This window comes from Pseudomonas folii (genome assembly GCF_014357575.1).
In the GTDB taxonomy this organism is placed as follows: Bacteria; Pseudomonadota; Gammaproteobacteria; order Pseudomonadales; family Pseudomonadaceae; genus Aquipseudomonas; species Aquipseudomonas folii.
This window is the reverse complement of record NZ_JACONW010000033.1, coordinates 22,901-44,346: the sequence shown is the minus strand read 5'-3', so window position 1 is coordinate 44,346 and position 21,446 is coordinate 22,901. Positions and strand designations below refer to the sequence as shown.

Sequence of the window (21,446 nt, the reverse complement as noted above, 5' to 3'; positions counted from 1 at the left end):
AAGTTCTGGCCCCCTCGCGAACAAGTTCGCTCCTACCAGGATTGTGTTCTGCCTTAGAAATTATCCGGCACCTTGGCTTTTTCCTTCGCCGCATCGCGGGTGATGAGACCTTTGGCCACCAGGTCTTTGAGGCACATATCCAGCGTCTGCATGCCTAGCGAGCCACCGGTCTGGATCGCTGAATACATCTGCGCGACCTTGTCTTCCCGGATCAGGTTACGAATCGCAGGTGTGCCCATCATGATTTCGTGAGCAGCCACTCGACCGCCGCCGACCTTCTTCAGCAACGCCTGAGACACCACCGCGTGCAGCGACTCGGACAGCATCGAGCGGATCATGGATTTCTCCTGAGCCGGGAAGACATCAACGATCCGGTCAATGGTTTTCGCCGCAGACGTGGTGTGCAGGGTGCCGAACACCAGGTGACCGGTTTCCGCAGCGGTCAGCGCCAGGCGGATGGTTTCCAGGTCACGCATTTCCCCGACCAGAATCACATCAGGGTCTTCCCGCAGTGCCGAACGCAGGGCTTCTGAAAAGCCCAATGTGTCGCGGTGGACTTCACGCTGGTTGACCAGGCACTTCTTGGACTCGTGAACGAATTCAATGGGGTCTTCGATGGTCAGGATATGGTGATGACGATTGACGTTCAGGTAATCGATCATCGCCGCCAGCGTCGTGGACTTGCCCGAACCGGTGGGGCCGGTGATCAGCACCAGCCCGCGAGACACGTCGGTAATTTTGCGAAACACTTCTCCCATGCCCAGCTCTTCGAGGGTCAGGATTTTCGCTGGAATCGTCCGGAATACAGCACCCGCGCCACGGTTCTGGTTGAACACGTTGACCCGGAAGCGCGCTATGCCTGGCACCTCGAAAGAAAAATCCGTCTCCAGATACTCTTCAAAGTCCTGACGCTGCTTGTCGTTCATGATGTCGTAGATCAGCGCCTGCACGTCCCTGGCATCCAGTGCTGGCAGGTTGATCCGGCGCACATCACCGTCCACACGAATCATCGGCGGCAGGCCAGCCGAGAGGTGCAAGTCCGATGCGCCTTGCTTGGCGCTGAATGCCAGCAGCTCGGTAATATCCATACAGCTCCTCAATCACATAGAATGCCGCAGACTTTAGCCCTGCTGGCGCAAATCAATGTCCATGATAGCAGCGAACATTTCAACGCTCCGCGAGCGAATTAGCGCCGCCGCTCAAGCCGCGCAGCGTGACCCGGCGTCCATCGGCCTGCTCGCAGTGAGTAAAACCAAACCGGCCGAGGCCCTGCGCGAAGCGTATGCGGCAGGTTTGCGGGACTTTGGCGAAAACTATTTGCAGGAAGCGCTGGGCAAACAGCTCGAATTGGCCGACCTGCCCTTGTGCTGGCACTTCATTGGCCCCATTCAGTCGAACAAGACTCGCGCAATCGCCGAGAACTTCGCCTGGGTACATTCAGTGGATCGCCTGAAAATCGCGCAACGCCTGTCCGAGCAACGTCCTGAAGACCTGCCACCGCTGAACATCTGCATTCAGGTCAATGTCAGTGGCGAAGCCAGCAAGTCCGGCTGTACACCCGCCGACCTGCCCGCACTGGCTGAAGCGATCAGCGCCTTGCCTCGCTTGAAACTGCGTGGCTTGATGGCGATTCCGGAACCCACTGACGACAGCGCCGAGCAAAACGCTGCATTTGCCGCTGTCAGTACGCTGCAAGCGCAACTGAACCTGCCGCTGGACACCCTTTCCATGGGCATGAGCCACGACCTGGAGGCCGCCATCGCACAAGGCGCCACCTGGGTGCGGATTGGCACAGCCCTTTTTGGCGCCCGAGACTACGGCCAGCCATGACCTCTGACCCAAGGAATCCGACATGAGCAAGACACGCATCGCCTTTATCGGCGCTGGCAACATGGCCGCCAGCCTGATCGGCGGGCTGCGCGCCCAAGGCGTGGAAGCCGACTCGATCCGCGCCAGCGATCCCGGTGCTGAAACACGGGGCAAGATCGCCGCCGAGCACGGCATCACGGTATTCGCTGACAATGCCGAAGCCGCAGATGGCGCAGACGTGGTGCTGATCGCCGTCAAACCGCAAGCCATGAAAGCCGTTTGCGAAGCATTGCGTCCGAGCCTCAAGCCAAATCAACTGGTGGTGTCCATCGCCGCCGGTATCACCTGCGCCAGCATGCAAAACTGGCTGGGCGAGCAACCCATCGTGCGCTGCATGCCCAACACCCCGGCGCTGTTGCGTCAGGGGGTCAGCGGCTTATACGCCACCGAGCAAGTCAACGACGCCCAACGCGCCCAGGCCGAGCAATTGCTGTCGGCTGTCGGTATCGCGCTGTGGCTGGAAGAAGAGCAGCAACTGGACGCCGTGACCGCCGTGTCCGGCAGCGGTCCGGCGTATTTCTTTCTGTTGATCGAAGCCATGACCGCAGCAGGGGTGAAGCTAGGCCTGCCACAGGACGTCGCTGCGCAACTGACCATGCAAACCGCGCTGGGCGCTGCGCTGATGGCCACCGGCAGCGATGTGGATGCTGCCGAGCTGCGCCGCCGCGTGACCTCGCCATCGGGCACCACGGAAGCCGCAATCAAATCATTCCAGGCTGGAGGCTTCGAAGCGTTGGTAGACACCGCGCTGACTGCCGCCGCACATCGTTCGGCAGAAATGGCCGAACAGCTGGGCAAGTAATCTTTTTAGGCCATTGAGGAGCAGACCGATGATCGGACTGAACACCGCTGCAATCTACGTGCTGCAAACCATCGGCAGTATGTATCTGTTGATCATCCTGTTGCGCTTCGTGCTGCAACTGGTCCGCGCGGACTTCTACAACCCGCTGAGCCAATTCGCGGTCAAAGCCACCCAGCCACTGCTCAAACCGCTGCGCCGGATCATTCCGAGCCTGTTCGGCCTGGACATGTCTTCGCTGATTCTGGCGATCATTGTGCAAATGATCCTGATGGCACTGACCCTGCTGCTGGCCTACGGCACGACGGGCGATCCGCTGCACCTGCTGCTCTGGGCAATCATCGGCGTGACCGGTCTGTTCCTGAATATCTTCTTCTATGCCCTGATCATCAGCGTGATCCTGTCGTGGGTGGCCCCTGCCAGCCACAACCCTGGCGCACAGCTGGTCAACCAGATTACCGAACCGCTGCTGGCCCCGCTGCGTAGGATCCTGCCAAACCTCGGCGGCCTGGATATCTCGCCGATCCTGGCGTTCATGATCCTCAAGCTGCTGGACATGCTGGTCATCAACAACCTGGCCACCATGACCCAAATGCCGAGCGTACTGCGTTTGCTGATGTAATCAGCCTGAGGGTGGGGCCACCCCTCGCTCCAACAGAGATCGCATTTACTCTGTGGGAGCGAGGCTTGCCCGCGATAGGGTCAACAAGGTCTCAGGCAATTAGCAGATTCCGGAACCATCGCGGCATTCGCCCCCTTCCTCTTAAAACTCCTCACTCCTGACATTCGAAAACTGCGAATTCCGATTCTGCAGCTTGCGCAGCGTCAGCTTGTAAACACTCGACTTGATCCGATCCCCCACCAGCGTCTCCTCCAGCCGAATCCGGCTCGACGCATAAGCACACCCGGTATCGAGCATCTTGTACTTGAGCTGGTAATACCCCACGTCCATACGCCCAAACGTAAAGCGACTGCGCGCCGGAATATACGCGTGCCGAAAATCCCGCTTGCCCGTCGCATCGGTAATCTTCGCGTACACCGCCTGCTCGCCCGCGGTGTTATCCACCGTGATCTCAGACCAGCCACCGTCGCGCGTCATCGGCATACCCGCGATGTAGCCTGCCGCAGACGGCCAAGGCGCACCCATAGGATCAACCAGCGGCGGCACACAGTCCGGCTGCCCAGGCTCGACGATCTTTACGGGAGCGTTAACAGGCACCGCTGCAGCAACCCTGGCCGCTTCAGCAACAGCCTCCGCCTTGGCCTGCGCTTCAGCCAGGATCGCCATATCGTCCACCACCGGCGGTGACGGCGGGATAAACGCCTTGCCCGCGTCCCGGTCATACCCCATCCAGGCACCCGCACCACAAGCCACCACAAACACCGCCACCCAACGCAAACGACTGCCACGCCGCGCAGGCTTTGCTGGTTTAGCTGACTTGCCTTGAGGTTTTACAGAAGGGCGAGCCTGAGCTCTTGCAGCGTTTTGCGGCGCAGCGTGCGGCCCGGCCTGACGACGCTGAGTAGCCGCCTGACGAGCCACCTGCGCATCCCGAACCAGACTGGCGTCATACGCAGCACGCTTCTCGGGATCGGCCAACACATCATGAGCAGCGTTGACCACCGCCATCAAACCAGACGCGTTGGCTGCATGATTACGATCAGGATGCAGCTGCTGCGCCAGCTTGCGGAAGGCGTGCTTGATATCCTCTGGCGAGGCATCCCGAGCGACATTGAGGTCGTCGTAATACGTGCGTGTTTTCGGCATTGAGCTTGCTATCCATTGCGACGCGACATATTAGCAATCTTTACATCGCTGCAACCGCCTCACGGCCCAAGCTGAAGCCCAGCGCACAAACCAAAACAAAACCCCGCCCCACCTGACGAACCGCCCTCCAGCTTCACGCCAGAACGCCGATAACGGCTGACTCCCTCAACGCTGACGCGCCATCACAGCGCGGAGCCAACCGCTCAAGAAATTTTTAAACGAAATCAGTGAGCTAAGGTTTACAGCCAAAAAAAACTCTATATACTCAGCGCCCATCACGCCGGTATAGCTCAGTTGGTAGAGCAACTGACTTGTAATCAGTAGGTCCCGGGTTCGACTCCTGGTGCCGGCACCATACGCTACATCGAAAGAGGCTCACCGAAAGGTGGGCCTTTTTTGTGCGCGTGTGTTTTTTTCGGTGTCACTGACACCGTGCTGTCGCGCAGCAAACAGATATCAATGTGGGAGCGGTGCTTGCCCGCGATAAGAGCCACGCGGTTTAAAGGGAATTGCGGTGTTCTTATCGTCGGAATGCCGTCCAGACCAAGCACCACTAACACAAAAAACCGCATCTATTCAGTGATTTATATCTTGCTTGATTAAAGCTGCCGAAGGCTGCGAAGGCGTCATCCAATACAACGACAAGCGCCAGCGATAACTCTCTCTTGTAGGAGCCGAGCTTGCTCGCGATAGCCAACCCAAGTACCCCGCCCAATCACTTGAACCCGAAGGACGAACCGGCCAACAACAGTCAGTGCAGGAACAGGAGCGCCAATTCATGCCAGGAATTGCAACGATTGGCACACCGATGCGGTTGAGTGGTACTACGCCACCTGGAAACTCCATACAATCCCCCGTCATCTCTTCAAAGCGCCAGAAGCCCAGGACTTTCCGGAAGGAATAAGTCATTCCACGGAACATAAGGAGTAGCACCGTGAGCACAGCAGATCACCCCCAAAGCACCTCCAAGTACAGCGCCAAGTGGCAGGAACGCTTCAATTTCTTTGAGACATACGGTGCGCCGAAAGATCCACGGTTCAATGCTGCTCTCAAATCACTTCCTGGCGTTAGAAAGAAAATGCGGATCAACATCAATATAATTGCGTGTTTCTTTGGTCCGATTTATTTCTTCGTGCTGGGACTGTGGAAAAAGGGCCTTGCACTGATTGGAATCATGCTCGCGACCAACGCGTTGATTCTTCTGGTATGTACTCTTTTGGAAACCGATGTGCCTTATGCGCTCGGCGGAGGGCTGGCTGCGCCCTACGCCCTGATGTATGGCCTGACCGTAAACTACGCGTACTACCTCAAAGAAGTGAAAGGCGAGCAAGGCTGGAACCCGTTCAAAGGCATACGTCTCCTCTAACGTTCAGGGGTGCCAGTGCCTCTGGCGAGCGTGTAGGCTCGCCGCTCCTCGATCAAAAGGAATAGGGATCAGAGCACATTTTCAATTAAGTACCGAAAACCGTGGTCTGACCCCATTTTTCCGCAAGACAGTTGTAACTTATAACTCCATTATGAGCATCGGAGATCAGGTTTCCTAGCCATGAACGAATCCCTTGATTACAAAATAATGGATAGCATTGTCGTCTGCATCCACGATACCGCAGGCTTTGGAAGAAAGGCATTTGAAAGCTTCAGCTTGGCGACCGATGTCGCGAGGGATCTGGGCGTAGATGGCGACGATGCAAGTGATCTGATGGTCGAGTTCTTCGAAAGGTTCTCTATCGACCTTAACAATTACGATCCTTATCGGTACTTTTTGGAAGAAGGTTGCAACTTTTTTTCCTTCCGGCGCGCCAAAGACAGACGCGGAAACATACCGCTAAGAGTGGGAATGTTGTATTTAGCTTTAAAAGCGGGACGCTGGGATGCACAAGCATTTGAACAAGCCAAATTCAGCGATGTTCCACTATATGAGCGTACAGAAGATATTCCGATTGATGGCTACAAGATAAAAAGCCGTTGATCCTACCTATACGATCCACGGAGGAATAGCGGAGGAATAGGGGTCAGACCCATTTTTCGTAATGCCCTGCGGGGCTGGCTCGGAAGCTGGTTGAACGTTCGCCCCAGCGGGTAGGATGTCAGCATCGCAAACCATACGTGATGGCAAGGACTGCATGATCAAACGATTTCTGCTGTTGGTAGCGACCGTATCGCTATCTGGTTGCTGGAGCCTGATGTACCACATCGACGGTGAACGTTGCGTTTATGGGGGAACGCGACAAGGGTGGGCTTGGGGCACGCACTCCGGCCCGTCGACTTGGCCGCTACTAGTAGACGTGCCGTTCTCACTAGTGCTCGACACGGTACTGCTGCCTTATGACCTCACCTCATTCCTGCCCGAAAACCTGGGCGGGGATGACAGCGAATGCCCGATTAGCGAGGGGCTCAACGTTTTGGGCTGAACGAGGAATAGGGGTCAGACCACATTTTCAATTAAGTACCGAAAATCGTGGTCTGACCCCATTTTTCTCAGACTATAGATCATCCAGTGAAACCTTTACCCGCTGTAGAGCGGCAAGCCGTTCGCGTACCGTTGCGAGCAAGGCTTCATCGCCCTCAGTCATCAGCACGGGTTTGAAGGGAAGTTGACCTCGCTCAGTCACGCGCTACAGAGCTTGGCGCTCCAGCTCGGATGGAGTGACGCCGAGTTTTTCAAGCTCGCGATTAGCACGCGCTTTCAGGTCGTCGTTGATAGGGAAATTGATGAAACCCATGGATATGCCTCTCCCTGTAATTACCTGACCATTACATTGAAGCAAAACCTTATTTGAGCAAGCCTGGAAATGATTCACCCTCAACAATCAGAAACAACCTTCAGCCCCAAAACCCGCGCTCTGTAGGACCCTTCTGAAAATTCAGGATATGCTCTGCATCCGCTTGTGGATGCCTGACGTGGCGACTACCTTCCTGCCTGTCGTTGATTTCAACGATTGGGTTTAGTCGCCCGATGAACAAGCGAAGCATCTGTCATAACCATTGCCGAAGTCCTGGACGACGGCTTGGTGTTTTATGGTGGCTGTGCACGGGGCGCCTTCGGGTGCGCCGGTTGCTTGACGTCCCGGTCGACTAACCCGCTGCACAGCTACCACCCTTCGTTTAGTCGCGGATGGTGGTGGTCAACCTACGTCAAGGAGTCACCATGATCAGATCCACGCCACATCCCCCTGCTACGCCCATCAAGCAAAATCTCGTCAGTAACAGCAACCTGGGCAACCTCAGCCTGTTCACTGTAAAGCCAGACATCAAGATCGAAGACGCGCTGGTTCTAGCATCGGAATACCTAAGCTGCGCCGCCGCTACGGCTTATGAAACGGCAGATAACAGCACGCTGGAGTTTCGTCCGCTGGCGAGATCGGTCGTGCATCAGATCGAGGCGGCCAGAGCGTTGGTTGAGGCTTCGGTGGCGGGGTTGGAGGAGAAGCACCGAACGAAGTAACACAAATGATCTGTGCAGTTAGTCACTTCGCGGGCAAGCCTCGCTCCAACAGGGGCGAGGCTTGAGCGTTTTTCAGCGTCAACACAGCGTGTCAGATCCATCGCTTCGCGAACAAGTTCGCTCCTACCGGGAGGGTGTTCGCCGTTGGATTTCAGCGTTTGCTTAACCCATGCCCCAAAAACCACCCATCAATCATCCCCCGCAACACCTCCCCCGAAAAACTCGCAAAGTGCCCACCGTGAACCGTCCGCACGGGCAGTTTGCGCAACCGCTCCAGGCTGGCGGCGTAGTCATTCAGGTCCGAGTGGTAGGCGTCTTCGATCAGGGGGCCGTCGTAGATGATGTCGCCGCTGAACAGGGTTTGGGTTTTGGCTTCCCACAGGCTGATGCCGCCGGGCGAGTGGCCGGGGGTGTGGAGGACTTCGAGTACGCGGTCGCCCAGGTCGAGCACGTCGCCTTCGTCGATGAGGCGTGTGGCGGGTGCGGCTTTGACCTGGTATTCGGCGTAGCACAGCGGGCAGTCGGGGTGGGCTTCGAACATGTCGTCGCCCACATAGGCATCGGCCAGGGTCGACGCTCGCGTGGGATCGGCGAGGATGTCGGCTTCGGCTGGGTGTACCAGGCGCTCGGCGAACTCGTGGTGCCCGGCGATGTGGTCGAAGTGGGTGTGGCTGGCGACGGCGAGCAGCGGCCGGTCGGTGAGCCAGGGCAGTTGCTCGCGCAGGCTGACCACGCCAGAGCCGGTGTCGACCAGCACATCACGGTCACGGCCCTGTATGTGCCAAAGGTTGCAGCGGTAATACGGGCGCACCCACGGCTCGTGGATCAGGCTGATGCCATCGGCGCGCTTCTGTACTTCAAACCACTGGTCGCGGGTGACGATTTTCACGGTTCTACGCTCAGGTTGCCCGGTATTGCGCGCTCGGCGCTTGGCGAAGTGGTGCGGTGCGGCCCGTAAACGGCCGCCGGCTCGGGGAACAACTGTAGCAGGCCGAGGTAGAGCACGGCGGCGAGGCCGAGGGTGATCGGCAGGCTGATGTCGATGCCGCCCGCCAGCTCACCAAAAGTGCCAACGAACTGCCCCGGCAGATTAACGAAGGCGAGGCCGATGAGTGCGCTGGGGATCCAGGCGCCGAGGCCGCGCCAGTTCCAGCCGTGATGAAACCAGTAGCGGCCACCGCGCTCCCCACGGGTGAAGACTTGCAGGTCCGCAGGGTCGTACCAGCCACGGCGTTTTATCAGACCGATGATCATGATGATGATCCACGGACTGGTACACGTGATGATCAACACCGCGAAGGTGGACATGCTCTGCACCAGGTTGAAGCTAAAGCGTCCGACAAAAATAAAGATGATCGACAGCACGCCAATCAGCACGGTGGCTTGTGCGCGGCTGAGCAGGCGTGGTGCGAGGCTCGACATGTCGAGGCCGGTGCCATACAGCGAAGTACCACCGGTGGACAGCCCACCGATGATGGCGATCAGGCAAACCGGCAGGAAGAACCAGCCCGGCGAAATCGCCAGCAGGCCGCCGACATAGTTGTTCTGGGCGATGTAGTCCGGCGCTTGCACAGCGACGATGGTGGCGGTGACGAGGCCAAAGAAGAACGGAATGAAGGTCGCGATCTGCGCGAACATCACGGCGGCCATGATGCGCAGTTTGGGTGTTTCACGGGGGATGTAGCGCGCCCAGTCACCGAGGAAGGCACCGAACGACACCGGGTTGCTCATCGCCACCAGCGCCGCGCCGATAAACGCGGCCCAGAAGCCCGGTTGCCCATGGCTGACGCTGCCCGCGTAACTGCTATCGAATGGCCCAGCGAAAGCGAAGATGCCCAGCAGGAACAACAGGCTGGAAGCGGTTACCGCGACTTTGTTCACCGCTAACAGTTGGCGAATGCCATAGATGCAGACGACAAGTACAAGCAGTGCGAACAGACCATAAGCGATGCCCAGGCTGAGGTTGTTTTCGGGCAAATCGAACAGGCGCTTGGCGCCGCCGATCAGTGCGTCGCCTGAGCTCCACACTGACAGCGAGAAGAAAGCGATGGCGGTCAGCAAGGAAAGGAATGAGCCGACGATGCGCCCGTGTACGCCAAAATGCGCGCCGGACGACACAGCGTTGTTGGTGCCATTGAGTGGCCCGAACAGGCCCATGGGCGCAAGGATCATCGCACCCAGCAATACGCCGAGCACGATGGCGTAGACGCTGGCTTCAAAGGACAAACCAAACAGCACGGGAAAGCTGCCCAGTACCGCCGTAGAGAACGTATTGCTGCCGCCGAAGATCATGCGGAACAGGTCAAAAGGCGTCGCCGTGCGTTCGCTGTCAGGAATCTGTTCGACGCCGAAACTCTCGATCCGGGTTGGGTGGGATTCGCTCATGTTGCCGCCTCTCAATGCCTGTCACGGTTTTTATCGAAACGCCTGCTCGGGCCGCTTCATTTGTTTTTCCTGCCGGGATCGCAGGGTGTGTGGGCAGTGCAAAATCTACTGGAACATTGCCAGCCTTCTTATTGGGATACAGGCGTGGCCGCGCTCTGCCCGGACGAACCAGGGGCAGGACGAGTAGAGAGTGTTCAAAGGCGAGGCGGAGTTAAATCGGTGGGTGCAAATATTTAGTTCAGGATTTGCTGAAGTAATGGAGGGAGTCTGTCATTTGTCTTTCCAAGGCTGGGGTTGGTCGAGAAAGCGGCATTCCTGGCGATTGATCTTCAGCGCATGCTACGGCCTCTTCCAGGCTAAAGCCGGTCCTACGGGCTTGAAGCGTTAAGGCGCCCCAAACATCATGGTCCAATACACCCCGGCCTGGCTGTTCGGGTTTGTGGCATACGCCGCGCCGACCTCGGTGAACATCGGGTTCATCAGGTTGGCGCAGTGGCCGGGGCTGGCGAGCCAGCCTTGCATGGCCTTTTCGGCCGCCCCTTGACCGCTGGCGATGTTTTCACCCACCTGACGCCCGTCGTAGCCTGCTGCTCGGGCGCGGTCTTTGGCAACATCGCCATTGGGGTCTTGATGGGAGAAGTAACCGCCGCTGGCCATAGACTGGCTGTGCCTTAGCGCGGCGTTTTCCAACGTGGCATTCCATGTAAGAGGCCGCGCAGCGGCGTAGGGTTGGCTGCCACACATCCGCGGCTTGGCCCGTGCTGCGTTGACCTGAGCTAATAGCGTTCTGCCCGCCGATTGCTGATCACCCAGATGACCGTCGAGCAACGGCTTGGCCAATACCAGTCGCCACTCCCGACCTGATTGAGTGATGCCGATGTCGGCGTATTGGTTATCCAGCAAAGCGCCACAGTAACGACTCTGCAGCATGGCAAACGCGCCTTTGGCATCCTGAGCGCCGACCAACCGAATGCTGCGCACGGCCACGGCCCGATAACCGGAGGCCTTCAAGGTATTGCGCATGTCGCCCGCAAAACCAATGGGCAGTGCCAGATCCTGCCTCAACTCCAGCGGCGATAACCCACGCACCGCCCGCCCCTCGCAACGTGAAGGCTGCGCGCGATAGTCGTTGATAATCGAGACCAGTTGCTGCGTCTCGCCTGCATGAGCGTGGCTGGCGAGCAGTGGGAGCAAGGCGATGAAGCAGAGCGAGGTGAAGCGAGAAATCAGGCGCATGGGACGGGCTGCTCTGATGATCGAAATCGGGCGCTGATCTGACTGGGGAATTGGGAACAAGTTCGTGAGGGGCGGTGCTCAGCCGTACTCACCGATCTGGCTCTTCGATCAGATACTGCTCAAGAGCAATATTCTTCTGCCTTAAAAAATCATTCAAAAACTCCGCGTCCACTGCATGCAGAAGCGTAACCACATCACGAATCTTCCAGTGATAGTCCTCGGGATGATCAATGATGCTCACCAGATGAGTTCTCAACGCAGACAGGTACTCCGTCATTCCACGTTCTTTGACCAGCCAGAACATACCGGCTATTTGAAAAGGCTGAGTGTTGGACAGCGCAATGATTTTTGAAACCAGAGGATAGATATCCTTCCTGGCTTGCTCCCCATTCCCCTCGTCAGACTGAATCGCCCAATACCGGGTTAACGCGGCGAGGTTATGTTTTTGAGTGTTATCAAAACCATGAAGCTGGTGATCAATGAAGCCCCCCTTCAGCTCATCGATAAAAACCGCGAGATGCGGCAACGCATGTTGAAAACCCCAATTGACGAGCAGTTTCGCAGCCTCGTAACGGACACTCTCATCGGCGCTGTTCAATAGCGCGTTGACCTTCTCAATGCGTTCTTTCGGGATGTCCTCCGCATCAAGATCCGTGGCATCCACGGCGTAATCAGCACTGAGTGGCACACCATGCAAGGTCTGATATACCTCGCTGTTCGTGTCTATTCGCATGGTTGGGGGCGTTGCCTTGGATGGCGCGTTATTACCAACCGGTATCTGGTTTACGACGATGGTGGACGCGGCCATGTCGCCGATCCGCTTTTGCGAATCAAAGAATATGAACACCCAATCGATGAATAATAAAAGCAGCTTCATCAGGTTGCGTACGAAAGATTGAAGATAGCTGCAAGGGACGAGGGCCTTACCCATGTTTCTATTTCCGTACCAATTTCTTCTCGATCTCTTGCTTTAGGAAGCGCGGAGCACGTGTATTCACATAGTACTGAGCCATTTCGAATGGATCAACAACCCGGTCAATCACTCCTTCAAATGAAAAGTCTCCGACTACATACTTAGCAAATGATTGTGAAGATGGATCTTTATCAACCAACCAGAGGCCGTCGTAGAGGCACACTAGGTACTCGCCAATGTAGTACCCCATGCGAGTGATCAGCCAAATCCTATTCTCTTCACTGACAACAGTGTTCATAAAGCTACGGTCCAGCAATGATAGAAACCTCTCAGGCCGATTCAGTACCTCGTGTGGCTGATCAAACCCTAGACTCTTACAAAACTCATGAAGTACCGGCATGCGTTCCGTTTTGAATGAGTCAAATCCAGCAACACGTCGTGCCAGTAAGCTCTCCAGTGTTTCCCCAGCATTCGCCATTACGCACCTCAAAAATCACTTGTGAGTCATTCAATTTTTTAGCATTCTCGAAAGCTTTCTCGAAAAGAACATGGTCTGACACCTTTGTTTCATTTTGAATCATTAGTTAAACCACATGCCCCCAAGAAAAACGGCAGTGACATTTCCTGCTCACTATCCGCGCCTGAAGATAAGACGTGCCCTAAAGTAGCAGTTCCGCGCTCGAAGTCCAATACGACATCGAAACAGTTGAATTCCAAACCTCTTATAACAAACTGTACACCTGCCTCTGTAGATGCTTTCACAGCGACCGCAAGTACCTCTCGGACAGAATCGTTGAGCTCCAGCTCTAAAAACTCATTGAGCAAGTCATTAGTCATAGCACAACCTCATTTGGGTAATACAGTATAGGATGCCTTCTCTAAAATTCACCTTCAGAACACTGGTTTACCTTCCGAAATATTCAAGCGTGACCCCGCCTTTGCCAAACTGCGGCTTAAATGACCAGTGTCTGAAGGGCTTTCCTCAGTGAGAGGCGCGCCATTCAATCAAAGATTTTATGCACTTAAGCTGTTCCAGGATGAAATCAGAAAAATTTGATGCCACTACATCTATCTCATCCGACTCAGAACTAACCTCTACAACTTGCCAATCATTCTTCGCGTCAAAAGCGTAAAGCAAATCGCTCGAATTCCCACCAATCACGTAAATCCCTTCATAATCCACATATTCCTTGCCACATATAGTTGAATATTTTTCCGGGCCATCATCGACATAAAAAGCAGCGTCTAGCTCCCCGAATCCGAAACTCCCAAGAAATTCAAGATAGTCAGCAGGCACACTTTTTCGATCCGACTCTTCAACACCGCTCAGTAGGGCATCAACATTAGAAACACAGTCACCATAATCCCCCTCAAAAAGCTCAGCTGATGTTATTTCTTCTATAAGCTGTCGTACTTCTTCCAGATTTTTCATATTCCTTCCCAAGTCCCTGCCCCCTCCCCGATTTTAACGCATACCGCTATATGGATCCAAAACCGAACCACCGACCTCAGCGAGAGCCAGTGAAATCTCATTAAAAACTTCCGATGACACGTCTTGTAGTGAGCGAGAGCCTAGAGAATCGGGGTCAGACCACCATTAAATACATCACGACCGGTGATCTGGGCGCCGCCACGGGTTGGCCAAAACATACGTTGTTACGCCATGACTAAACTGCCGGGACTTCATGATGGCTAGACCGGGCCCGCGCCATTCTCAGTGCTGACGGGCACACGCGTATTGGGCTGAGTTACGTCATAAACATGCTGTTCGCAGCCCTTTCCAATGATCACAAATTCAACCAGATAGGTTTTCTGCTTTTCAGGTTTGAACGTCGAGCGCATGGGGCCGCAGTCGTACGTAACACTGTCAGGAAAAATCCCGCCGTCCTTAATGACCCTGGACTCACCAATCACTTCTATGGATTGACCGGGATCTGCCTGTACTTCGAGTTGAGGGAAGCGCTTGACTGCGGCGCTGTTTGCTACCTCGCTCATCTTGGCAATCCAGCCAAAAACCTTGCCACGACCGGAATCGACCACATGCCCCAGAACCTCTGGACGCTGATCAGGGTCAGCTGCACGGCGCACCGAGAATACAACCGGATAAGTGAAGCCGGTGGACCTCATGATGATCTTGGCGTGCTCAGCATCCGCGACCACATCCCTTTGCTGCAGTTGAACGCCGTCTTTGAGCAGCGTTGGTGCAGAGCTTCTGACGTTGGATTAGCATCCTGCCAACGCCACAGCCAACATTAAGAGTGTCACTTTTTTCACTGCTGCCTCTCCATCAGATACCAAAACATTTAAATGTACTGAACCAAGGGTGTGGCGATTACAAAAAAAATCGTGGTCTGAACCCGTTTTTTATTTTAGTCCTCCTTTGAAAACTCTTTTAAATACGCTTCCTTAAAATCACTAAGCAGAACCAACGCACTGCCGACATCCCTAACCTGGTATCCACTTTTATTTATGCAATCAATTACATAATTATCACCAGCCTTTATCGCTCGCATAGCCTCATCTAGCGTAAAAACGCACGCTCGATGATACTCTTCATCACTTACACCAACAGAAGCCATAATTTCCGCTGCCTCTTCAATAGATTGCTGATTTACAGTCGCCGCAAATAAATCATTGAGATTTTCTTTCCAGTTAAAAACACTCACATACACCTCCACTACAATGGATGCGCGGTATGGATCAAGTAACCGCCCTTACCGTCTGGCATTAAAACCAAATTAACTTTAGACATTGATTTTTTAATTTCAACAACTGGCCCACCGCTCGTCAAAACCTCAAAGCCGCGCCCTAAATTCCCCAATCCAGGATCGGCTTCAAAGGCTTTGGGCACACCAGCCTTTGGATTAGAGCTTATCAGAGATTGTCATCGCGGCAAGAACACCTACATTTCTCATTCTGTTTTAAACCTAATGGATGAGGGAGATGTTGCTCCATTTGATTTATCATAAATAGGTGCAGATTACGAGTGCGGGTTCTATTTAGAACGCAAGACTTCGGAAACTTAAAAAATCGTATTATTTTTCGAAAAAAATAAATGCCAAATTATTAAAGAGCCGATGCTAGAAATCCAATACTACCATCCAACAACAAATCGCCCCCAAGAACTAAGGATGAGACTTTTTGAAGTAAAGCGGAATACAACACCGGCCCAAGGCCGGTGTCAAAGGTGTGTAGCGCTCAAGAAAAATCTATTTTGCAATTTTGGCTTTCAAGACTGCTCGATCAATCATGGCATCAGTAATGTAAGGTACAAAACCTAGCCTATCCCCCACCTCAAAGCTTTTCTTGTAACCGTCCAATCGTTCAACGTCACCTGCTATTGCCAATGCAGCCAAGTGCCGAAGGGGCATCGCGCCTTTACTGTCAGTCGGCAGATTTCTATAGAACATCAGGCCGGACTCAATGTTTTGAGAGCGTGCCCAAGATATGGCGCTCTCAGACATCCTGAGAACATCATCACTGGAAAATTTAGGCAACTTCTCCGGAGGCTCATTACTTACTATTATTGGCGAATACCCACTCCCCTCTCCCCGCACAAAAGCAACAGTCTCCGAGAATTCTCTGGTCGAAACCGATGGCATAAGTGACGCCCGAAAATGGTCCGAGCGTTTCCTCACAGATGGGATTATTTGAACTTTAATCCCATCAACATCTATCACGCAAAAATAATCCCCGACTTCATCCTTGCTGCAAACCCAACCCTGCTCCATCAAGGTTGAAACCACATCTTTTTCTTCCATCACTTAGCACCTGGGAAATTCATTATCTCAATAGGGATACCGTTAGGATAACCTTGGTCCTTTAGAGGTACGCCTGGTATCAGGCCGAAACTTTCGGCAACCTGCCCTCTTGGAATTGAAGTCCCATCTTTTATTTGAGGGAAAATTTCTGACTGACGAATACTCAAGTCCGCGTTCCCTGTCTTAACCTCAATAATTCTCAGGGTTCCATCAGGTGCTTCGGCCACGATATCTGGCCTACAACGACCAGTTCCGCAGGAGCTGCCGAATGATATTTCCTTTTCGCTGACTCTGAACCCTTGAGAAGAAAGTTGATCCTTTATGTCTTCCACCATGTTCAAGTGATGGTCATAGTGATCTTTTATGGTGACTTTCGGAGCTGTTGCAGTGCCTTTTGCACCAGCTTCTTAGCTGTCGTTCTGATTCAAAACCTTTATCTCGCGCCAGTAAATGTTTTCTGGCAAAGCCTGACTCTGATTAAATCGGGAGAAAACCTCGATCACATCTTCAATATTAAACCACTCATCTTTCTTTAATTGAACACGCCCCGCACCAAACGATAGCAAGCTTCCATCTTCGAAGTTCGTGCTGGAATTTGAATGATAACCTCTAAACAGAGCTTTGCTTTTTGCGTCATATCTTTCAATAAAGCAAGTGAATCTGCCTCCAGCCACTTGCACATAATTACCGTCGCCATCAGTTATGCATGCGAATGAGCTAGGGCCGTAGCTTTTTAATTTTTTTAACACTCTTACAAGCTGCGCCTGATTAACGCCAATTATTACGGGACTATTTTCGGCTTCAAGCTTCATATTCATTACCCTCACGGCACATAAACTGTTGTAGCGCTTTCGATGACTTCGCCTTTTAGTCGTCCCTTTCCTTGCGCCCCAAACTCATTAACAAAATAATCGGTGAATTCTTGATAGCTGGTCTTATTAGCAGTTCCGCTTTTCACCTCAAGGCCGTGCAACTTACCGCTTGCGTCACGGACTACAATGTCATACCTACGATCACCGAGAGGCCCTTTAACAACCATCTCAGTGCCTACAACTTCCATTCCATTTGATTCTAAATGTTTAGCAAATTCATCTGCCTTGACTGTTCCCGGAGGAGCTAGACCAGTCGGGCTAGCAAATTTTCCGTCAGGGGTTCGATAGCTTCCATCTGAATGCTGTTTTATTTCGGGGGTTAGGTCGGTCCCTGGACCAACTTTCGTCCCGCCCGTCGCATCTGGACCTGCTACCTCTTTTGCACCCCCACGCCCGATAACCTCAGGCCCTTTTTTCGGAGCATCAACCGAAACAACCGTACGCTCACCTGCAGATTTACGTTTTTGAATCACTCCTGTCAAGATTGAAGCGGTGAACTGACCGCCCCCAATCAGGTACTGTTCAAAGTCATCAGTATCGGAAAGTTCCTTGCCCTCCATGGCGTCTGCAACACGCTTGCCGACCGCGTCGGTATACGCTGCAATCGTTTCTTCGAGCTCTTTGCCCTGCGGGGTTGCACCGACTGCTTCGGAGATGGCCAGTTGCAGCAGGCCTTTGGGGCCTTGCGTGAGGGCCACCATTACTTTTACCGCTTCTTCCTGCTCAGGATGATCCTTGATGTACTGCTTTATCGATGACATCGATCGCAACGTGTTCTGTGCGAGGTTTAGTGTCTCTTCATCTTTTTCGGTTACAAGCGTGCGATCTAGCTCAACAATGCCTGGGTTGGTGGTCTGGTTTATAGCTTGCAGTTTGGAATCAAGATCATCGACTGGTTTCAAGTCTATCTCGGCCATCCGGGCGACTTCGGCCACGACAGATTTTTGAAACGCAGGGTCAGCCAAAGTTTTCATGGCCTGACTGCGGCTCATTCCACCCTGAAGCAACAAGTCCATGGTGTTTTCGGCGAACTTTTCGCCCATCAGATTGGCAGCACCGGCGTCCATTTTTCTGCCGAAGGTGCTTTCAGCCTTATTAACTACTCGAGTGAGACCTCGCGCCGCTTCCTTAAAATTCTGTTGAGCCGTTTCGTCATAGTTCCGAAGCTGGTTCGTCCACTCCTGTACTGTATCCACAGGGTGGCTAGCCGCATCTACAGAAGACTTGGTCACATACAAATCAGTGCGATGCTCTTCGTCCCGCGTAATCTCGGACGCCTTGCTCACATCCCGATTCAGGCCAGCAGTCGAGTCTTTGCCAGTAACGGCGTCCTGACGGACGATGATGTCACCTGCGCCAATCGTGCCTCGGACCATTTGCTGACGGTCTTTTTCGTAGTTGTAGCCTTCTACGCTCCAGCCATTCGCGCCTGAATTACCTTTGCTCACCTGGCTGGAGTCTTGCTGTGCCTGGCCTCCTTCGAGGCCGTAGCTGCCGCCCATATTGAGGTAGTAGGAACGCTCTTTGTCCTGACCGGCGATGTCACTGAAGCCCAATGTGCCGGTGTCCAGTTTCAGGTTGCCGGTGTTGGACGAAATCAGTGCGCCGTCGAGCTGGGTATGCTCACCTGTTTTGATGTCGAGTTTGTCTTGCGCAGTGATCGAGGTTTGATTACCAACCCAGTTGGTTTTGCCGTCGGTTTTGCCGTAGCCGACAGAGCCGCTGACAGACGCGCCGTAGCCGACAACGACAGTGGCGCTGACGTCAAACTGCTTGCCGCTGGCCTTCCCGGTGTCGGGAACTGACGAGACGCTGAGGTTGCGACCCACGTTGCCAGTCACGTCTTTTCCGCTTAGCTGAGCGCCAGCGATTGTCGTATCTCGGCCACTTTCAAACCCGAGCTGGTTACCCGCGAGGAGATAGGCACCCTGTTGCTGTTTGCCCTCGCGATCCAGTTCGCCTCGACCAATGTTTACGCTGGCATAGAAGCCGATGCCGCTCGGGCCGACAGCGATGCCACCCTCAGCGCCGCCGCTGTGACGGTCATCCTGGCTGGATGATTCATTCTGGGCGGCACGGATCGTGAGGTCGTTGGCGGCCTTGAGGTAAAAGTTTCTGACTGCTGCGGCCTGAGTTCCGATCAGTGCGAGGTCGCGACGCGCCTCAAGATTGATGTCACGGCCAGCGTTGAGTTGCGAAGCCTGCGACGTGCCCTGCATGCCTTCCTGTGTCGCAATACCGGTGCTGCCGCCGATGCCAATCTTGAAGCCGCCAGTGGTGCCGCCTTTGAGCCCACCTTTGCTTTGGGTCTGTTCGCCCTCGCTGTCCTGGCTGCCTTTGGCGACGTCGAAGGTGACGTAACGCCCCGCAATCACACCACCGACCGTGTTGGAAGTTTCAGTCCGCCAGTTGATGAGCGCAGCCAGGCTGCTGATTTAAAAAAATGGATAGAGTGAGTTGATTGACACTATCCAGGACAAGATAAAAAACCTTACTGTTAAAGAGCAGACTAATGCATCTTGCTCATCAATCTAGCGCTGGTGAGCGCTACCTAGAACAACAAGCCTAAAAAAATTCTATCGGAGCACATTTTAAACAAAGTCGGTATAACAACAGTCCATCTTCAATCTGAACCAATCTTTTGTTGGTTCGTCACGACGGGCAATCGTTGCTCGGGTTGAGTAATGTCATATACATGTTGCTCACAACCATCAACACTCACCACGAACTCAACCAGATAAACCTTCTGTTTTTCTGGTGTAAAGACCGACTTGCGAGGGCCACACATTCTCAAAATGTTGTACTCCACAACAGAGTATTCGCCGCTTATTTCAATAGCCTGATTCGGATCAGCCTGCAGCTCTAACTGAGGAAACCGTCGCAGAGTTGCACTGTTAGCGACTTCGTTCATATTCGCGATCCAGCCGAATAGCTTACCGCGCCCGGTATAGACAGCCGTCCCAAGAAACTCAGGGCGTTGGTCAGGGTCACCATCCCGACGCACCGAAAAATTCACGGGATAATTGTACCCAGTGGGTCTCATGATAATTTTTGCGTGATTGGCATCAACTACTACGCTTTTTTGCTTGAGGAGAATACCGTCCTCTAACAGATTTGATGCAGAGCTTCGGCCACCGGATTGGCAACCGACCAAAGCCAGCAATGTCGATAAACCAAATATCCACACACTGATTTTTTTCCAGAAAAACATGGTTACTCCCTTCTAAGATCACAAGCTGTAAATAAGGCATCTTGGCGCTTATCTAGTATCTGCAGTTCAGATACCGTGCGATCAGCTCTCCCAAAATTTCAGGCAGTCGGATACTTGACTAAGCACATACGGAGATTCGAGCCAAATACTCCGTCAATAAAAAGCCAAAACCACTCAACGCTCAATAAAAAAGCTGAATAAGTCGGCTGACCCCAACTGCATCAGTTTTCGCATGACCTCTGGTTTTTAAATCAACATTTTTCCAGACCCATCAGTTCCATTTGAAATCCGGATCAATGACACATTCAAGCCCTGCAGAAATAAGAATGTTTCGTATGCGCAAAACCTCCACCGCCTGTCCATTAAATACTGTAAAACGACCTTTCTGAAGAGCTTTTCTAGACATTAGAAAATTATAGCCTGTCACTTCAGTTACAGCCCTTACATGGGCCTCATCGTGATAGTTACCACTGCAACTGACTTCATACTTTGCCTCATCAAGCTTAATACCCGAGAGGTTCGTTGTCACTATAGACCAACCACAATCAGCGCACCTTAATCCTTGAGCGCTACCCTCTTTGAAACCATCCACTCCTCGTACCCCACCATTATATTATCGGAGTTCCCACCAATTCAACTACAGCTAATTGCGACTCTTCCAAGACTGAAAAATCATCAGAATTATCATGAAGCCCATGCGACACGACAAAGCTTTTTCCTCTGGAAAAATTAAAACGCAAGCCGACTTCACTAGGACGTTGTTGTTCCTTCGCAGTCATGTCTGTGCGCTTAAGTATAGTCACGCCAATTAAGCGACAGCCAACAATTTGCGCCCAAAAGACAGTAGAAAATTTTCCAGACTCGGGGATAGGAAACAGTTCGTCGTCATCCTCCAATAAGTTGTTAACTTTACTCTCGCCTCTTGCAGCCTCATCCCAAATTATAATGCTGTTTAGAGAGGGGTCACTCGAAAGGCCGATAATTTCACCGCCCTCAAAATAGATGGCTAACGGTCCTGCCGTCAGTGAGAAGGCCATCTGATCCTCAACGCCACATTGAGCAGCAACCTCACATCCAGGCCACCAACTGTACCTAACCAGTTTAATTACCTGTTTACCAGTGAGACGTCGAAGAAAGTCATTTGCTTCAGACGGCACCATCGAATCCATATATTTAACACCTATAAA

The 21,446-nt window shown here is 53.3% G+C and carries 23 protein-coding genes, 1 tRNA gene and 3 pseudogenes; 8 read left to right on the top strand and 19 right to left on the bottom strand.

The window, feature by feature from the left end; translation table 11 throughout:
• Window positions 1-53 precede the first annotated feature (53 nt).
• Window positions 54-1,088 (bottom strand): type IV pilus twitching motility protein PilT, encoded by a 1,035-nt coding sequence (locus H8S59_RS09650; protein WP_095092815.1) that lies wholly within the window; start codon window positions 1,086-1,088, stop codon window positions 54-56.
• 55 nt (window positions 1,089-1,143) lie between these two features.
• Here H8S59_RS09650 and H8S59_RS09645 point away from each other — a divergent pair, with 55 nt between their 5' ends.
• From H8S59_RS09645 to H8S59_RS09635, 3 genes are read left to right on the top strand one after another with little or no spacing between them, the layout of a single operon-like run.
• Window positions 1,144-1,830 carry a YggS family pyridoxal phosphate-dependent enzyme gene (locus tag H8S59_RS09645; RefSeq protein ID WP_095092816.1) on the top strand — a complete coding sequence of 229 codons (687 nt, stop codon included), beginning with the start codon at window positions 1,144-1,146 and terminating at the stop codon, window positions 1,828-1,830.
• Between the two features lie 22 nt (window positions 1,831-1,852).
• Entirely contained in the window at window positions 1,853-2,671 is an 819-nt protein-coding gene (proC, locus tag H8S59_RS09640; RefSeq protein ID WP_187521267.1) for a pyrroline-5-carboxylate reductase, read from the top strand.
• 28 nt (window positions 2,672-2,699) lie between these two features.
• Window positions 2,700-3,290, top strand: a complete 591-nt coding sequence (locus tag H8S59_RS09635; RefSeq protein WP_095092818.1) for a YggT family protein — start codon at window positions 2,700-2,702, stop codon at window positions 3,288-3,290.
• 141 nt (window positions 3,291-3,431) lie between these two features.
• Here H8S59_RS09635 and H8S59_RS09630 read toward each other — a convergent pair whose 3' ends face one another.
• Window positions 3,432-4,436, bottom strand: coding sequence for a J domain-containing protein (locus H8S59_RS09630; protein ID WP_187521266.1), 1,005 nt, complete (start codon window positions 4,434-4,436; stop codon window positions 3,432-3,434).
• Window positions 4,437-4,715: 279 nt separating this feature from the next.
• Here H8S59_RS09630 and H8S59_RS09625 point away from each other — a divergent pair.
• From H8S59_RS09625 to H8S59_RS09610, 4 genes are all read left to right on the top strand, one after another.
• A tRNA-Thr gene (locus H8S59_RS09625) sits at window positions 4,716-4,791 on the top strand.
• A gap of 579 nt (window positions 4,792-5,370) precedes the next feature.
• A complete protein-coding gene (locus H8S59_RS09620; RefSeq protein ID WP_187521265.1) occupies window positions 5,371-5,802 on the top strand; it encodes a DUF2628 domain-containing protein in 432 nt (143 codons plus the stop codon).
• A gap of 180 nt (window positions 5,803-5,982) precedes the next feature.
• Window positions 5,983-6,405, top strand: a complete 423-nt coding sequence (locus H8S59_RS09615) for a DUF1493 family protein (protein ID WP_027901790.1) — start codon at window positions 5,983-5,985, stop codon at window positions 6,403-6,405.
• 154 nt (window positions 6,406-6,559) lie between these two features.
• The gene (locus H8S59_RS09610) at window positions 6,560-6,847 is read left to right on the top strand and encodes a YceK/YidQ family lipoprotein (RefSeq protein ID WP_027901789.1); all 288 of its coding nucleotides are present in this window, start codon (window positions 6,560-6,562) and stop codon (window positions 6,845-6,847) included.
• A gap of 72 nt (window positions 6,848-6,919) precedes the next feature.
• Here the strand turns inward: H8S59_RS09610 and H8S59_RS09605 are convergent.
• Window positions 6,920-7,159: pseudogene (locus tag H8S59_RS09605) on the bottom strand (type II toxin-antitoxin system RelB/DinJ family antitoxin).
• Between the two features lie 425 nt (window positions 7,160-7,584).
• Between H8S59_RS09605 and H8S59_RS09600 the strand changes: the two are divergent.
• Window positions 7,585-7,881, top strand: coding sequence for a DUF6124 family protein (locus H8S59_RS09600; RefSeq protein ID WP_187521264.1), 297 nt, complete (start codon window positions 7,585-7,587; stop codon window positions 7,879-7,881).
• A 151-nt stretch (window positions 7,882-8,032) separates the two neighbouring features.
• Here H8S59_RS09600 and H8S59_RS09595 read toward each other — a convergent pair whose 3' ends face one another.
• The 16 genes and pseudogenes from H8S59_RS09595 to H8S59_RS09520 all read right to left on the bottom strand — a co-directional run bounded on the left by H8S59_RS09595 (window position 8,033) and on the right by H8S59_RS09520 (window position 21,428).
• Window positions 8,033-8,770, bottom strand: a complete 738-nt coding sequence (locus tag H8S59_RS09595; protein WP_187521263.1) for an MBL fold metallo-hydrolase — start codon at window positions 8,768-8,770, stop codon at window positions 8,033-8,035.
• Window positions 8,767-10,266, bottom strand: a complete 1,500-nt coding sequence (locus H8S59_RS09590; protein WP_187521262.1) for a purine-cytosine permease family protein — start codon at window positions 10,264-10,266, stop codon at window positions 8,767-8,769. Before H8S59_RS09590 ends, H8S59_RS09595 begins: the two co-directional genes overlap by 4 nt.
• 384 nt (window positions 10,267-10,650) lie before the next feature.
• Window positions 10,651-11,502 (bottom strand): CAP domain-containing protein, encoded by an 852-nt coding sequence (locus H8S59_RS09585; protein WP_187521261.1) that lies wholly within the window; start codon window positions 11,500-11,502, stop codon window positions 10,651-10,653.
• An 88-nt stretch (window positions 11,503-11,590) separates the two neighbouring features.
• Window positions 11,591-12,433: an RDD family protein gene (locus H8S59_RS09580; protein WP_246475159.1), complete on the bottom strand. Its 843-nt coding sequence runs from the start codon at window positions 12,431-12,433 to the stop codon at window positions 11,591-11,593.
• A gap of 4 nt (window positions 12,434-12,437) precedes the next feature.
• Window positions 12,438-12,713 carry a hypothetical protein gene (locus H8S59_RS09575; protein WP_187521260.1) on the bottom strand — a complete coding sequence of 92 codons (276 nt, stop codon included), beginning with the start codon at window positions 12,711-12,713 and terminating at the stop codon, window positions 12,438-12,440.
• Window positions 12,714-12,982: 269 nt separating this feature from the next.
• A complete protein-coding gene (locus H8S59_RS09570) occupies window positions 12,983-13,252 on the bottom strand; it encodes a hypothetical protein (RefSeq protein WP_187521259.1) in 270 nt (89 codons plus the stop codon).
• Window positions 13,253-13,397: 145 nt separating this feature from the next.
• The gene (locus H8S59_RS09565; protein WP_187521258.1) at window positions 13,398-13,847 is read right to left on the bottom strand and encodes an SMI1/KNR4 family protein; all 450 of its coding nucleotides are present in this window, start codon (window positions 13,845-13,847) and stop codon (window positions 13,398-13,400) included.
• Between the two features lie 260 nt (window positions 13,848-14,107).
• Window positions 14,108-14,689 (bottom strand): annotated as a pseudogene (locus H8S59_RS09560) (hypothetical protein).
• Between the two features lie 95 nt (window positions 14,690-14,784).
• Window positions 14,785-15,081, bottom strand: a complete 297-nt coding sequence (locus H8S59_RS09555; RefSeq protein WP_187521257.1) for a hypothetical protein — start codon at window positions 15,079-15,081, stop codon at window positions 14,785-14,787.
• 543 nt (window positions 15,082-15,624) lie between these two features.
• Complete coding sequence (locus tag H8S59_RS09550; protein WP_187521256.1) at window positions 15,625-16,176, bottom strand: DUF6990 domain-containing protein; 552 nt, start codon at window positions 16,174-16,176, stop codon at window positions 15,625-15,627.
• Window positions 16,176-16,517 (bottom strand): PDDEXK family nuclease, encoded by a 342-nt coding sequence (locus H8S59_RS09545; protein WP_187521255.1) that lies wholly within the window; start codon window positions 16,515-16,517, stop codon window positions 16,176-16,178. The genes H8S59_RS09550 and H8S59_RS09545 overlap by 1 nt, the downstream gene beginning before the upstream one ends.
• Before the next feature lie 66 nt (window positions 16,518-16,583).
• Window positions 16,584-16,988, bottom strand: a complete 405-nt coding sequence (locus tag H8S59_RS09540) for a hypothetical protein (protein ID WP_187521254.1) — start codon at window positions 16,986-16,988, stop codon at window positions 16,584-16,586.
• A gap of 11 nt (window positions 16,989-16,999) precedes the next feature.
• Window positions 17,000-19,420: pseudogene (locus H8S59_RS09535) on the bottom strand (hemagglutinin repeat-containing protein); the annotation flags it as partial.
• A gap of 251 nt (window positions 19,421-19,671) precedes the next feature.
• The gene (locus H8S59_RS09530) at window positions 19,672-20,259 is read right to left on the bottom strand and encodes a hypothetical protein (RefSeq protein WP_187521253.1); all 588 of its coding nucleotides are present in this window, start codon (window positions 20,257-20,259) and stop codon (window positions 19,672-19,674) included.
• 271 nt (window positions 20,260-20,530) lie between these two features.
• A complete protein-coding gene (locus tag H8S59_RS09525) occupies window positions 20,531-20,851 on the bottom strand; it encodes a hypothetical protein (RefSeq protein WP_187521252.1) in 321 nt (106 codons plus the stop codon).
• Between the two features lie 16 nt (window positions 20,852-20,867).
• Window positions 20,868-21,428 carry a hypothetical protein gene (locus H8S59_RS09520; RefSeq protein WP_187521251.1) on the bottom strand — a complete coding sequence of 187 codons (561 nt, stop codon included), beginning with the start codon at window positions 21,426-21,428 and terminating at the stop codon, window positions 20,868-20,870.
• Between the last annotated feature and the right edge of the window lie 18 nt (window positions 21,429-21,446).